Raw genomic sequence first — 14,881 nt, forward strand, 5'->3', positions numbered from 1 at the left:
GCACGCTTCCGTAGCGGCGCGATTCATCGCGCATAAATTGCGCCGCTAAGATGCTTTTTTCTTACGCGCAAAGAACTGCGAAACCACCACGTAGAACATCGGCACAAAGAAAATGGCGAGGAAAGTCGCGGTGATCATCCCGCCCGCTACCGCCGTACCAATCGAGTGCTGGCTGCCTGCGCCCGCGCCGTTGGAGATGGTCAGCGGCAGCACGCCGAGAATAAACGCCATTGAGGTCATGATGATTGGACGGATACGCAGCCGCGCCGCTTCCACCGCCGCTTCCACCAGCGTTTTGCCCTCGCGCTCATGCAGCTCTTTGGCGAACTCCACGATCAGGATGGCGTTCTTCGCCGCCAGCCCCACGGTGGTCAGCAAGCCGACCTGGAAGAACACATCGTTCTGCAGGCCACGCAGCAGCACCGCGCTGATGGTGCCAAGGATGCCGAGCGGCACCACCATGATCACCGAGAAGGGAATCGACCAGCTCTCGTACAGCGCCGCCAGACACAGGAACACCACCAGAATCGAGATCAGATAGAGCTGCGTGGTTTGGCTGCCGGATGCCTGCTCCTCATACGAAATGCCGTACCACTGCACGCGGAAACCGTGCGGCAGCTGCTTCGCCAGCTGCTCCACCGCCTTCATCGCTTCACCGGTACTTTGGCCCGGCGCGGGCGATCCGAGGATCTCTTCAGCGGTTAAGCCGTTAAAGCGTTCAAAGTGCGGCGAGCCGTACACCCATTTGCCCGAGGCGAAGGCGGAGAATGGCACCATGGTGCCGCTGCTGTTGCGGAAGTACCATTTGTCGAGATCTGACGGCGTGACGCGTGAGTCCGCTTTGCCCATCAGATAGACCTCTTTCACGCGGCCGTTATACATGAACTGATCGATGTAGCTGGAGCCCCACGCCACCGACAAGGTGTTGTTGATGTCGGTCATGCTCAGGCCGAGCGCGCTGGCCTTCTCATCATTGATCTCCAGCTGATACTGCGGCTCATCTTCCAGCCCGTTGAGACGTACCTGCGCCAGATGCGGATCGTTGTTCGCCAGCGTAATCAGATGATGGGCGGCATCCATCATCTGCTGATGACTGTGCGCGCCGGTATCCTGCAGATAGAGATCGAAACCGGTGGCGTTACCCAGCTCCATCACTGCTGGCGGCACCATGGCGAAGATTTTGGCGTTTTGATAGTTGGCAAAGTGCGCCATCACGCGGTTCGCCAGATCCTGCACGCTTTGCCCGCTGTGCGTGCGGTCGCCCCAATCTTTCAGGCGCACAAAGGCCATCGCATTGCTCTGGCCGCGACCGGCAAAGTTAAAGCCCGCCACGCCAAAGGTGGTGGTCACCACCGACGCTTCGTTCTGTTGCAGATAGGCGTTGAGATCGTTGATCACCTGTTGGGTACGCTGCGATGACGAATTCACCGGCAGCGTAATCTGCACCATCATCAAGCCCTGATCTTCGCCCGGCAGGAAGGTGGTTGGTACGCGGGTGAACAAAAAGCCCGTCACGCCGACGATCACCAGATAGATCACCAGGAACAGGCCGCGACGGGAAATCACTTTGCTGACGCCGCGCGTATAGTGCATCGCCCCGCTGTCGAACTTGCGGTTGAACCAACCGGCGAATCCGGTGGTTTTGTGCTCCGCCGCCGCCGGTTTCAGCAAGGTGGCGCACAGCGCAGGCGTGAAGATCAGCGCCATGATCACCGACAGCGCCATCGCCGAGACGATGGTGACCGAGAACTGGCGGTAAATCACGCCGGTCGATCCGGAGAAGAACGCCATCGGCAGCAGCACCGCCGACAGCACCAGCGCAATGCCAAACAGCGCGCCCTGAATCTGCTGCATCGACTTAATGGTGGCGGCTTTTGGATCGAGATGCTCTTCGTGCATCACACGCTCAACGTTCTCCACCACCACAATGGCATCATCCACCAGCAGCCCGATGGCCAGCACCATCCCGAACATGGTGAGGGTGTTAATGCTGTAACCAAACGCCGACAGAATGCCGAAGGTACCCAGCAACACTACCGGCACCACCAGCGTGGTGATCAACGTGGCGCGCAGGTTTTGCAGGAAGATCAGCATCACGAAGAACACCAGCACCACCGCTTCGATCAGCGTTTTCACCACCTCTTCAATCGAGGCGCTGACCACCGGCGAGGTGTCGTACGGATACTGGATCTCGACGTTATCCGGCAGCGAATCTTTCAGGTCGGCGATGGTTTGGCGCACCGCTTTGGCGGTATCCAGCTCGTTGGCACCGGTTGCCAGGCGCAGCGCAATACCGGCGGCCGGTTTGCCGTTCATGGTGGCATCGATGCCGTAACTTTGCGGCCCGAGCGCCACGCTACCCACATCTTTCAGCCGCACCTGCGAGCCGTCGCTGTTCACCTTCAGCAGCACATTCTCAAACTGCTTCACGGTGGTGAAGCGGGTTTTGCCGAGGATCGTCGCCTCGGTTTTCGCGCCCTGAATGGTCGGCAAACCGCCGAGTGAACCAGACGATACCTGCACGTTCTGATTATCAATCGCGGTGGTGACATCGCTCGGCATCAGGTTGTATTTGTATAGCCTGGCCGGATCGAGCCAGATGCGCATCGCGTATTCGGAACCCAGCACCATGAAGTCGCCGACGCCCGGCGTACGCGAGATCGGATCTTCCAGTTTCGACACCAGCATGTCGGCCAGATCGCCGTTGGTCAGCTTGCCGTCTTTGGAGATCAGCCCGATGACCATCATGAAGTTTTTCTGGTACTTACGGATACGGATGCCTTGCTGGGTCACATCGGTGGGCAACTGCGACTCCGCCAGCGACACGCGATCTTGCACCTGAACCTGGGCGATATCGGGATTGATGCCCTGATTAAAGGTGGCGATGATCTGCGCGCTGCCGTCCGAGGCGCTGCTCGACTCCAGATAGCGCAAACCATCCAGACCGTTCAGCTGCTGCTCAATTACCTGCACCACGGTGTTTTGCGTGGTTTCGGCGCTGGCACCCGGATAAGTTACCGAAATGGAGACCGCTGGCGCGGAGATGTTGGGATATTGATTGACCGGCAAACTGATGGCGGCAATCGCGCCCACCAGCATCACGATAATCGCGATAACCCAGGCGAAAATTGGACGTTCAATAAAAAACTTCGACATGCCGCCCCCTTATTGCGCTGCTGCGTCAGTCATCGAAAGACTCACCGCATTGGCGGATGGCGTGTCGTTGGTGTTGGCGGCGGTGGTGGTCACTTTCACCCCGCTGCGCACGCTTTGCAGGTTGTTCACCACCACGTTTTCACCTTGCTGCAAGCCCGACGTCACCAGCCATTCTCCGTTGATCATCTCGCCGGTGTGGATGCTGCGCTGCTCGATGGTGTTGTCGCCTTTCACCACAAAGACATACGGCTGACCTTTGGTGTCATGCATGATCGACTCTTGCGGCAGCAGAATGCCTTGCTGCTGAATGCCCTGCGGGAAGCTGGCGTGCACGTACATGCCTGGCAGCAGTTCGTTATTCGGGTTTGGGAATACCGCGCGCAGCACCACGGTGCCGGTGGCGGTATCGACGTTCACTTCCGAGAACGCCAGCTTGCCCTGCTCGGCGTACTGGCTGTTATCTTCCAGCGACAAGCCCACGGCGGCGGTGTTGTCGGCCACTTTGGCGATTTTGCCGTCGGCCAGCGCACGGCGCAGGCGCAGCAGATCGGTGGAGGATTCGCTGACATCGACATAGATCGGATCAAGCTGAGTGATAGTGGCGAGATAATCGGTTTGCCCGTTGGTGACCAGCGCACCGGCGGTATACAGCGAGCGGCTGATGTGGCCGGAGATCGGCGCTTTCACCAGCGTGTAATCGAGATTCACTTTGGCGGTTTCCACATCGGCCTGCGCTTCACGCGCGGCGGCGACCGCATCGTCGTAGGTTTGCTGGCTGATGGCGTGCGCGTTGGCCAGCGGCTGATAGCGCTTCACGACCATCGCATCGTTCTGCCAGGTCGCCATGGCTTTGTCGTAGGCTGCTTTATAGGTGGCCGGATCGATTTGATACAGCGGCTGGCCGGCTTTCACTTCACCGCCCTCGGTAAACAGGATTTTTTCAATCACGCCGCTCACCTGCGGCCGCACCTGCGCGGTTCTCACCGCCGTGGTGCGGCCTGGCAATTGGCTGACAAGCGTAACGGGTTGCGCTTTCAGATTGACCACGCCCACTTGCGGGGTGGCGGATGCGGCGGGCTTTGCTCCGCCCTGGTCACAGGCTGCCAGTAAAAACACCACGCTGGCAGAAAGAAGTTTCAGGCGCATAGTTGTTCTCTAAAAGATAGGAAGGGAATAGTCACGAAGGTAATGACTCTAAAAAGCCATTGTAGGGAGGCGGGATAAGCGGGGTTGTTAAGGTTGCGTAAAATATATTTTCCAAAGGAAAATGGTAAACCTTTCGTGCCATAAATCGTTGGGATTTTTAGCGTTTCGCGGGATTGATCAGTGGGATAAAGAATTGCACATTCCGTAGCGGCGCAATTTATTGCGCATTTTCACATCGATGAAAAGATCAAAAGCGCGCAATGAATTGCGCCGCTACGGTTATGTGCACGCAATAACAACCGATTCAACCTTTGGGTTCTATGCCGCGACGTCTCAACTCGCGGCGCGCCAGCTCTTTTAACCAGCACGACAGCGTAACGTTGTCGTCGTCGGTCAAACTGCGCAGCTGCTCGTGCAGCTCCGGGTGAATACGTAACTGAAACGCCGAAGAGCGGCCCTCGCCTTTTGGCGTGCGGTCTTTGGTTTTTGGCATCGCGGGTTGGCCTCAACGAATCGCAATAAAAAATCGCCCCCTAAAGCGCTACCAACACCGTAAGGGGCTAGCGAACCGCCATGGAATGCGACATCGCGGTGCGTTACAGACAGGTTACACAACCAGATATTTTTATGTTGCCGGGGAAGTGTTAAGACTCAGACAAGAGGTGTGAGCGAGTTCGCGCGGCAGTAAATTACAGGCAAAAAAAACCCACGCATCTGCGTGGGTCGGTGTAATAACAGGGTACTGCCAAAGCAGCTTGTTTCACACCCATCAATACCTCTGGGATGTCCATACTCGCACCGATGAGCCGGTGAAAGACAGGTGCAAAAAGCAACGGTGTTTGGGGAAGTGAAACGAGGTGTGAATATTCTCCACACCTCACTTACACTTTTGATTTAACTAAGATTTGTCTGAGGAAGGTTTGCTGTAGATTGCATCCGGTGCCACGTTCATGTGCTTGAGGACCGGGCCCATGATGTTGCCGAAGATCGGTGCCGCCACCGAGCCACCAAAGTGATCGCCAGCGGTGGGATGGTTGATCATCACCACCAGCGCCACTTCCGGGTGGCTGGCAGGCGCGATGCCGGCGGTGTAGTTGATATAACCGCCATCGTACTTGCCGCTGGTGCCCATCTTCTCTGCGGTACCGGTTTTGGTCGCCAGACGATAACCCGGCACCGCCGCTCTCACACCGGTGCCGCCCGGCAGTACGTCGCTCTCCAGCATATGCACTACGGTTTGCACCACCTGCGGATTCGCCACCTGTTTGCCTAACACCGGCGGCGTTACTTTGGTGATCGACAGCGGACGATAGACGCCGTACGAACCGAGCGTGGCGTATTCACGCGCAATCTGCAGCGGCGTAACGCGCAGGCCGTAGCCAAAGGCGAAGGTGGCGCGTTCGATGTCGGCCCAGCGCTCGCGGTGCAGCGGGAAGTAACCCACGCTCTCACCGGTCAATCCCAGCCCGGTAGGTTTACCCAGGCCAAACGCCTGATAGGTGTTAACCAGCGCTTCAGCAGGCATCGCCAGCGCAATGTGCGAGACGCCGATGTCACTCGATTTCTGCAGGATGCCGGTCATGGTGAGGCGCGGCCAGTGACCAACGTCGCGAATTAAGTGGCCGTTGACGCTGTACGGCGTGGTATCGATCACTGAATCGGCGCGCACCAGATGGCGCTCCAGCCCTTCCATCACCACCAGCGGTTTCACCGTGGAGCCGGGTTCGTAGCTGTCGTTGATCGCCGAGTTACGCATCTGCGCCGGCGTGGCGTTTTCATAGTTGTTCGGGTTGAACGACGGATAGGAAGCCATCGCCAGGATTTCGCCAGTATCGATTTTCACCAATACCGCCGCGCCCGAATCCGCTTTGTTAAGCAGCACGCCGTCGCGCAGTTTGCTGTAGAGCGTGAATTGGTCGAACTTGTCGATGCTGAGCTGCACGGTTGGCGGCTGTTGTGGCGGCTGGTAATCGATCATCGCAATGATGTTGCCTTCACCGTCCTGACGATAAACTTCTTTGCCCGGATCGCCCTGCAGCACATGGTCGAAGCCCTTCTCGATGCCGTTCAGGCCGTTGCTGTCGGCCCCCACGATACCAATCAGCGGCGCAGCCGCTTCACTCATCGGATAGAAGCGGCTGTCGTTATACACCGAGCTGATGCCTTTTAGTTTCAGCTCGGCGATATCCTTGGCGATGCCGAGTTCGATTTTGCGGCCCAGATAGAGGAAGCGTTTTTTCGGGTTGGCGGTGATGGCCGCACGCAGATCTTCCGGACGCTGATTGAGCGCGGCCGCCAGATAAGCCCATTTGGCGCTGGTGAAATCGGGATTCGCCTCCAGCACGCGCATTGGGTCGGCGATGATGTCACGCGCCGGAACGCTCAGCGCTAACGCCTGGCCGTCGCGATCCAGCAAGGTGCCGCGGTTGGTCGGCAGCGTCACGGTACGCAGCGAGCGCTGATCGGCTTCGTGCTCCAGCATTGGATGCTTGATCAACTGCAGGTCACCGACGCAAATCAGCAACAGCACCAGACAGCAGAAAACGCCAAGGCAGATCAGGCGAAAACGAAACGGGTTAAAGGGCGCTTTTATCTGGTCTTTTCCCAGAAATTTTTTAATAGGAGGCATGGCAATCCGCTGCTGTAAGTGAATCTGAAGCTTATTGCTTGCAGTTATAAAGAAACGTAAAGCGAGTTGACAGGAAAACTGTGTTTCGATTCGTTAAGCAAAAAAAAACCTGCGCATCTGCGCAGGTCGGTGTAATCAAGAAAACTTTTTGATGTTCACCCATCAATACCTCTGGGACCCTGACTGTAGCAAGGCGGCACGCTGGGAAACCATCGCCTAAACGCAACAGTTACCGGCAAAATGTAACCAGCGATGAGATTATTCGTTGCCCATTCACATCAGATGTTTTTTGATTTCCACCAGGCAACTCATGGCGTTAGGGCCCTGCGTTAACGACGAGGTGCCGATATCCAATGTCAGGACATTCGGGTTGCCGGCGCGATCCCACGGCTGCCAGGCGCGACCAAATCCAGGATCGAACCAGGCGCCGGTGGCGATGATCACCACGCCCGGCGTTAAGCCGTCGGTCAGGCGCACCCCGGCCAGCATGCGCCCGCGCGCGTTGCTTACCTCAATCTCATCGCCATCCTGAATATCACGCGCTGCCGCATCCTGCGGATGCATATACAGCGTCTCATGGCCGGCGGTTTTGTTGGCTTGCACCGTGGCGGTGGCATCCATCTGGCTGTGCAGTCGATCGGATGGCTGAATCGAGATCATATGCAGCGGGAACTGCGCGCTGAGCGGCGCGCCCAGCCACTCCTGCGGCTCGCGCCACTCGGGATGTCCGGCGAAATCCTCCAGCTGATAATCGGCGATGGTCTGGCTGAACAGCTCAATCTTACCGCTGGCGGTTTGAATCGGATGCGTTTCTGGGTTGGCGCGGAAATCATCCATAAACACGAACGGCTTGCCGCCTTCGGGGATCTCGACAAACCCGCGCTCCCAGAATTCACCAAACTCCGGGAACGGAATATCGCGGCGCGCATGCGCTACCGCGCACTGCTGATACAGATGCTCAATCCACTGCATCTCATTGCGCCCTTCGGTGAACACATCACGATAGCCGAGGCGATCGGCGATATCGGCGAAGATGTCGAAATCATTGCGCGCCTGATGCTGCGGCTTGATCGCCTGATGCATCGCCAGCACGAAGCGATCGCGCGACGATCCGCCGATGTCGTTGCGCTCCAGCGTGGTGGTGGCGGGCAACACGATATCCGCCATCTGCGCCGCCGGCGTCCAGACGATATCCTGCACAATCACGGTATCCGGGCGCTGCCAGCCTTCTACCAGACGATTGAGCTGCTGATGATGATGGAACGGATTGCCGCCCGCCCAGTGCACCAAATGGATATCCGGATAGTGCTGTGTTTCGCCCTGGAATGCGTACGGCTGGCCGGGATTGAGCAGCATGTCGCTGATGCGCGCCACCGGAATCGACAAATTGCCCGGATTCGGGCCGGTGCTCATCATCGGTGCCGGGCCATCCTGACGCGGATTGCCGACGCTGTTCATCGAGCCGTGACCAAAGGAGAAACCGCCGCCCGGCAAGCCCGGCTGACCGAGCATCGATGACAGCGCAATCATCATCCAGTACGGCTGCTCGCCGCGATGGGCGCGCTGAACTGAATAGGAGCAGGTAATAAAGCTGCGTTTGCCAATCAGCTGCTGCGCCAGCAAAGCAATGCGCGCCGCCGGAATGCCGGTAATACTGCTGGCCCACTCTGGCGTTTTGGCGATGCCATCGCTTTCACCGAGCAGATAGCCGCGCAGCTGCGGCCAGCCGGTGCAGTGACTAGCGAGGAAGCTTTCATCCAGCGCGTTACGTCGGGTGATTTCATATCCCAGCGCCAGCATCAGCGCCACGTCGGTGTTCGGGCGAATCGGAATCCACTCAGCATTGACGAACGCTGGGCAGTCATCGCGCATCGGGCTGATGTTGATGATCGGCGTGCCTTTGGCGCTGAGCTGCTCCAGCGCCGGTTTCAGGCTGTGCTGCCCCGCGCCGCCGGATGCGACCTGCGCGTTTTTCAGCGCCAGGCCGCCGAAGGCGATAAAGATGTCGGCATGCTGCACCACTTCCGGCCAATCGGTGACGCGGCCGGTCAGCGGCATGTAGGTGCCAATCACGTACGGCAGGAAGAACTGCGCCGCGCCCCAGCTGTAGTTACCTTGCTGGTCGACACCGCCGCCGCCCTGAAAATAGAAGCGACGGATCAGCGTGCGCGCGTGGTTGACGCGTCCCGCCGATGACCAGCCGTAAGAGCCGTTGAAAATGCCCGATGCGCCGTAGCGATCGCGCACGCGGCGATTCTCTTCCGCCACCAAATCCAGCGCGGTATCCCAATCCACCGCCACGAAATCTTCCCGACCGCGCAAGGTGCGATCGCTGTTTTCCCGCGACTTCAACCATGAACGGCGCACCATCGGCTGGCGAATACGCTTATCCGAATAGACCAGTTCAGTAATGGTGTTGAGCATCGGCGAGGGATCGGCATCGGCGAAGAACGGTTCACAGCCAATCAGGCGATCGTTTTCGGTGACGGCAGTGAATGCGCCCCAGTGCGCCAGGTGCGGCACGCGAGTTTTCATGGTTTTAGGTCCGGCAGGCAGGTGTAATCGTGTCTGGCAGCATAACATGAGCCTGTAACCGAGCTAAAGCGCGGCTGTGAGCGCCTGATTTTCCGTGCTTTTGCGACAGCGCTGGCATTCTGCCGGGTTGCTACAGGGTGGGTTTTCCGTAACACTGGTGGCATGTGTAAACGTTTTCCCGGATGTCGATAATCGCATGGCTACCATTAAGGATGTTGCCCGAATGGCTGGGGTGTCGGTTGCGACCGTCTCCCGCGTCATCAATAATTCGCCCAAAGCCAGCGAGAGTTCTCGCCTCGCCGTTACGGCGGCAATGGAGCAGTTGCAGTATCACCCGAACGCCAACGCACGCGCCCTGGCGCAGCAATCCACCGAAACCCTGGGGTTAGTGGTGGGCGATGTTTCTGATCCGTTTTTTGGCGCGATGGTCAAAGCGGTGGATGAAGTTGCGGGCCAGACCGGCAACTTTTTGCTGATTGGTAACGGTTACCATAATGAGCAAAAAGAGCGTCAGGCGATTGAGCAACTGATGCGCCATCGCTGCGCCGCATTAGTGGTGCACGCCAAGAAAATCCCCGACGACGATTTAGAGATGCTGATGAAGCAGGTGCCGGGCATGGTGCTGCTGAATCGCCTGCTGAAAGGCTTTGAACATCGCTGCATCGCGCTGGATGACCGCTACGGCGCGTGGCTGGCAACGCGCCATCTGATTCAGCAAGGCCATACGCAAATCGCCTTTATCTGTTCCACTCACACCATTTCCGATGCCGAAGATCGTCTGCAAGGCTATTACGACGCGCTGAAAGAGCACAGTTTGCCGTGTAATGACCGTTTGGTGGCGTGGGGCGAACCAGACGAAGTGGGCGGCGAGCAGGCGATGACCGAGTTGATGGGACGCGGCAAGCAGTTCACGGCGGTAGCCTGTTACAACGATTCGATGGCGGCCGGTGCGTTAGCGGTGCTGAGTGATAACGGCATTCGCGTGCCGGAAGAGATGTCGCTGATTGGCTTCGATGATGTGCTGGTGTCGCGCTATGTGCGCCCGCGTTTGACGACGGTGCGTTATCCGATTGTCACCATGGCGCAACAGGCGGCGCAACTGGCGCTGGCGCTAGCCAATGGTAACGAAATGCCGGAAGTGACCAATATGTTTAGCCCCACGCTGGTAAGACGGCATTCGGTGAGTGGGCCGGGTTGAATCCAGGTGCCCGCTTTCCCTCACCCTAACCCTCTCCCGCAAGCGGGAGAGGGAATGATTAGGTGGTGTGAACCTCAGATTCACAGCTTGCTCGGGCTGCTCCCTCGCCCGCTTGCGGGAGAGGGCTGGGGTGAGGGACAACGCGCACGCACCTATCACAACTCCCGCGAATACACCTTCACCCGCACATCCGGGAACTCCAGCGCGTCGCACTGATACTGCCAGCCAAAACGTTCGTAATAACCGCCAAACGTTGACCACAGCCACAGCTTGTCGTAACCGCGCTCAGCGGCGAAGGCGATCACATGCTGCTGCAACGCCTCGCTCAATCCCTGGCCGCGCGCCGATTCCTCAACATACAGCGCCGCGACCCACGGCGTGAGATCCTGACGGCTGATCAAATCGCAGCGCCAGAATCCCACCGTGCCGAGCGGTATATCGCCATCAAGTGCCACAAAGGTCACCGGGAAATCGGCGCCGTTGAGGCTGCTGCGTACAATGCTGTGGTAAAACTCACGCGACGTACCGTCGCCAAATGCCTGCCACAGCCAATCGGTGATCTGCGTGGCGTGATGCGGCACTTCGCTGAGCGCGATGATCTTCATCAGATCAGCTCCAGCGCCAGCAGCTCCTGAATGGTCTGCGCACGACGAATTTCACGCGCCGCGCCATTCTCGAACAGCACTTCCGGAATCAGCGGACGGCTGTTGTAGTTCGACGACATCGACGCGCCGTACGCGCCGGTATCGTGGAACACCAGATAATCGCCGACCTGCGCCGCAGGCAGCGCGCGGGTTTCCACTTTGCCGCCTTCCAGTTGCGTGAACACGTCGCCCGATTCACACAGCGGACCGGCCACCACGCTCTCGACAGTGGCGTCGCCCAGCGTGCGGCCATCGACCGGCAGCAGAGAAATATGGTGATAGCTGCCGTACATTGACGGACGCATCAAATCGCTGAAACCGGCATCGACCAGCACAAAGTGACGGCTGCCCATCTCTTTCACTGCGCGCACCTGTGACACCAGCACGCCCGATTCGGCAACCAGGAAACGACCTGGCTCGATCTCCAGTTTCACCGCATGACCGAGATGCGCGGCGATACGCTCACGCGCGCCGTTCCACAAGCCGTAATAGTGCTGGGTATCAATGGCTTCTTCGCCAAAACGATACGGAATCGACAGACCACCGCCGGCAGAAATCGCCTCGAGATCCTGACCAAACGCCACCACCTGATCGACCATCGCGTCACACACTTGCTGCAAATGGCCGTAATCCACGCCGGAACCGATATGCATATGCAGGCCGACCAGACGCAGGCCGTGCTGCTGAATCGCCGCCAGCGCCAGCGGCAGATCGCTGTGCCAGATGCCGTGTTTGCTGTTCTCACCGCCGGTGTTGGTTTTCTGGCTGTGACCGTGGCCAAAACCAGGATTGATGCGCAGCCACACCGCGTGGCCCGGCGACAGCTCGCCCAACTGATGCAGCATATCCACCGAACCGGCATTGACCGGCACTTTCAGCTCGGCGATGCGCGTCAGCGTTGGCTGATCGAACACATCAGCGGTGAAGACGATATCTTCGCCGCCCGGCTGATAACCGGCGGCAATGGCACGCTCGATTTCACCCAGCGACACCGAATCGACTTTGACGCCCGCCGCGCGCATCAGACGCAAAATGTGGATATTGGAGCAGGCTTTCTGTGCAAAACGCACCACGTCAAAGGCGCCGAGTTGTGCAATGCGCTGCTGAATAATCGCCGCATCGTAAGCCCAGAATGGGCCGGCATAACGCTGCGCCAGCGGCAGTAAGTTGGCGGCAGTTAACGCGGTTTCGGTGTTGTTGAGTGGGCGTGGCATGTCAATTCTCCTGTGTCATTGAGGCTATTTAGCCACAGCGCATCAATTCAGAAAAATATCTTTTTTAGCGACATCTATACAAATATGATATGGGATCAGCGGAGGAGATGATGGCAAAAATTAACTGGCGACATATCGAAATTTTTCACGCGGTGATGACCAGCGGCAACCTGACGCAGGCGGCGACGCTGCTGCATACCTCGCAGCCCACGGTGAGCCGCGAACTGGCGCGCCTGGAGCAGCAGCTCGGCCTGCAGCTGTTCGAACGGGTGCGCGGCCGCCTGCAGCCGACGGTGCAAGGCTTGCGGCTGTATGAAGAGGTGCAGCGCTCGTGGTACGGACTGGATCGCATCATGGATGCCGCTGAAGGATTGCGTCAGTTTCGTCAGGGCGAATTGTCGATCGCCTGCCTGCCGGTGTTTTCGCAGTCGCTGTTGCCGCCGCTGCTGCAGCCCTTTCTTCAGCGCTATCCGCAGGTCAGCCTGAATATCATTCCGCAGGAGTCGCCGCTGCTGGAAGAGTGGCTCTCGGCGCAGCGTTACGATCTCGGCCTGACCGAAACCCAACACGCTCCGGCGGGCACCGAACGCTTACCGCTGCTGACCTGTGACGAAGTGTGCGTGCTGCCGCCACAGCATCCGCTGTGTCAGCGCGAGGTGCTGACGCCGCAGGATTTCCACGGTGAAAACTACGTCAGCCTGTCGCGCAGCGATAGCTATCGTCAGCTGCTGGATTCACTGTTTCATGAGCAGAATGTGGAGCGTCGTCTGGTGCTGGAGACGCACAGCGCGGCGTCAGTGTGCGCGATGGTGCGCGCGGGCGTGGGGATTTCGATTGTGAATCCGCTGACAGCGCTGGATTACGCCGACAGCGGTGTGGTGATGCGTCGCTTCAGTATTGCTGTGCCTTTCACCGTGAGTCTGGTGCGGCCGCAGCATCGACCGGCTTCGGCGCTGGTCGATCACTTCTGCGACCACCTGCAACAGCACGTGGCCGCGTTTCCACAACGTATTGCCGAGCGGCTGGCTTAAGCGTTGACCGCTTTGCCCTGCCCGCCCGATTTGCGGAAGGTGATCAGGCAGATCACCAGGCCGACCGCGGCGAGCGCAGCAGCGGCAACCGGCACTGACGTCAGGCCATAACCTTTCTCGATCACCGCGCCACCGACCCACGCGCCGAGCGCATTGCCGACGTTAAAGGCGGAGATATTCAGCGTGGAGACCAGATTCGGTGCATCTTTGCCGTGGCGTACCACGTTAATCTGCAAGCCCGGCACGGTGGCGAAGGTCGCCATCGCCCACAGGAACAGCGTGATTTCCGCCAGCCACAGCGCATGGCTGGTCCAGCTGAACAGCAGCGAGAACACCGCAATCAGCACAAAGCTGAGGATCAGGCTGAACGACACTTTCCAGTCAGCCAGCTTGCCGCCGAGGATGTTGCCGACCGTCAGACCCGCGCCAATCAGGAACAGCGTCCAGCTGACACCACGATCCGAGATGCCGGTCACCTGCAACAGCAGCGGGGCAATGTAGCTAAACAGCGCAAACATCGCCGCCGCAAAGAACACCGTCATCAGCAGCGACAGCCACAGTTTGCCGTTGGCCAGCGCACTGATTTCACTCGCCAGATGCACCGGCTTCTCTTCTTTGTTGGTCGGCAGGCTCACAATCAGCGCGATAAAGGCCAAGATGCCGATGATCGCCACGCCCCAGAAGGTGGCGCGCCAGCCAAACATCTGACCAAACCAGGTGCCGAGCGGCACGCCGAGCACGTTGGCCAGCGTCAGGCCGGTGAACATCAGCGCCACAGCAGAAGCTTGTTTACCCGGCGCGACCAGGCTTGCTGCCACCACCGCGCCGATGCCGAAGAACGCACCGTGACACAGCGCCGTCACCACACGCGCCAGCATCAGCAGGTTGTAGGTGTAGGCCAATGCACAGAGCACGTTACCGATGATAAAGATGATCATCAGCAAAATCAGAGTACGTTTACGCGGCAGTTTGGCGGTCAGCAACGCCATGATCGGCGCGCCGATGGCGACGCCCAGCGCGTAACCGCTGATCAGCCATCCCGCAGAAGGAATGGTCACTTGCAGATCGCCCGCCACTTCGGGCAGCAATCCCATAATGACGAATTCCGTGGTGCCGATGGCGAACGCACTCAGCGCCAGCGCCAGTAATGCAACAGGCATAACACACTCTCCCAATAATTTTTTGCAGGCGGGCCGCACTGCGAGCGCAGTACGGTTACAACAGACGCTTATTAAAATTTGAACTGCGTCACACTGTTATTAAAGCATAGCCCTTCCATGCCAACCAGCCCGCGCGCCGCAAGGCTATTTTGCGCCCGCAGCAATAAT

Annotated in this window: 10 protein-coding genes; 2 read left to right on the plus strand and 8 right to left on the minus strand. The window is 58.6% G+C overall.

Translation table 11 applies throughout. The annotated features are described in order from the left end of the window. Positions 1-45: 45 nt before the first annotated feature. From HX773_RS23830 to HX773_RS23850, 5 genes are all read right to left on the minus strand, one after another. A complete protein-coding gene (locus tag HX773_RS23830; protein ID WP_176973582.1) occupies positions 46-3,156 on the minus strand; it encodes an efflux RND transporter permease subunit in 3,111 nt (1,036 codons plus the stop codon). Between the two features lie 9 nt (positions 3,157-3,165). Continuing rightward, positions 3,166-4,302 carry an efflux RND transporter periplasmic adaptor subunit gene (locus HX773_RS23835; protein WP_176973583.1) on the minus strand — a complete coding sequence of 379 codons (1,137 nt, stop codon included), beginning with the start codon at positions 4,300-4,302 and terminating at the stop codon, positions 3,166-3,168. Between the two features lie 304 nt (positions 4,303-4,606). Then, positions 4,607-4,795: a toxin-antitoxin system HicB family antitoxin gene (locus tag HX773_RS23840; protein WP_101761981.1), complete on the minus strand. Its 189-nt coding sequence runs from the start codon at positions 4,793-4,795 to the stop codon at positions 4,607-4,609. 405 nt (positions 4,796-5,200) lie between these two features. Next, positions 5,201-6,931, minus strand: a complete 1,731-nt coding sequence (locus HX773_RS23845; protein WP_061719881.1) for a penicillin-binding transpeptidase domain-containing protein — start codon at positions 6,929-6,931, stop codon at positions 5,201-5,203. Between the two features lie 273 nt (positions 6,932-7,204). After that, positions 7,205-9,466, minus strand: a complete 2,262-nt coding sequence (locus HX773_RS23850) for a molybdopterin-dependent oxidoreductase (RefSeq protein ID WP_176973584.1) — start codon at positions 9,464-9,466, stop codon at positions 7,205-7,207. A gap of 196 nt (positions 9,467-9,662) precedes the next feature. Here HX773_RS23850 and galR point away from each other — a divergent pair, with 196 nt between their 5' ends. Continuing rightward, positions 9,663-10,664 (plus strand): HTH-type transcriptional regulator GalR, encoded by a 1,002-nt coding sequence (gene galR, locus HX773_RS23855; RefSeq protein ID WP_176973585.1) that lies wholly within the window; start codon positions 9,663-9,665, stop codon positions 10,662-10,664. A 155-nt stretch (positions 10,665-10,819) separates the two neighbouring features. Here galR and HX773_RS23860 read toward each other — a convergent pair whose 3' ends face one another. Further along, positions 10,820-11,269: a GNAT family N-acetyltransferase gene (locus HX773_RS23860; RefSeq protein WP_176973586.1), complete on the minus strand. Its 450-nt coding sequence runs from the start codon at positions 11,267-11,269 to the stop codon at positions 10,820-10,822. After that, positions 11,269-12,522 carry a diaminopimelate decarboxylase gene (lysA, locus tag HX773_RS23865; RefSeq protein WP_176973587.1) on the minus strand — a complete coding sequence of 418 codons (1,254 nt, stop codon included), beginning with the start codon at positions 12,520-12,522 and terminating at the stop codon, positions 11,269-11,271. The genes HX773_RS23860 and lysA overlap by 1 nt, the downstream gene beginning before the upstream one ends. 110 nt (positions 12,523-12,632) lie before the next feature. Here lysA and HX773_RS23870 point away from each other — a divergent pair, with 110 nt between their 5' ends. Continuing rightward, positions 12,633-13,553: a LysR family transcriptional regulator gene (locus tag HX773_RS23870; protein ID WP_176973588.1), complete on the plus strand. Its 921-nt coding sequence runs from the start codon at positions 12,633-12,635 to the stop codon at positions 13,551-13,553. On the opposite strand, the gene HX773_RS23875 is transcribed toward HX773_RS23870, so the two are convergent. Beyond that, entirely contained in the window at positions 13,550-14,713 is a 1,164-nt protein-coding gene (locus HX773_RS23875) for an MFS transporter (protein WP_176973589.1), read from the minus strand. The genes HX773_RS23870 and HX773_RS23875 overlap by 4 nt on opposite strands. Positions 14,714-14,881: the final 168 nt, after the last annotated feature.

It is taken from the genome of Pantoea sp. B9002, from assembly GCF_013385945.1.
Classification (GTDB): Bacteria; Pseudomonadota; Gammaproteobacteria; order Enterobacterales; family Enterobacteriaceae; genus Pantoea.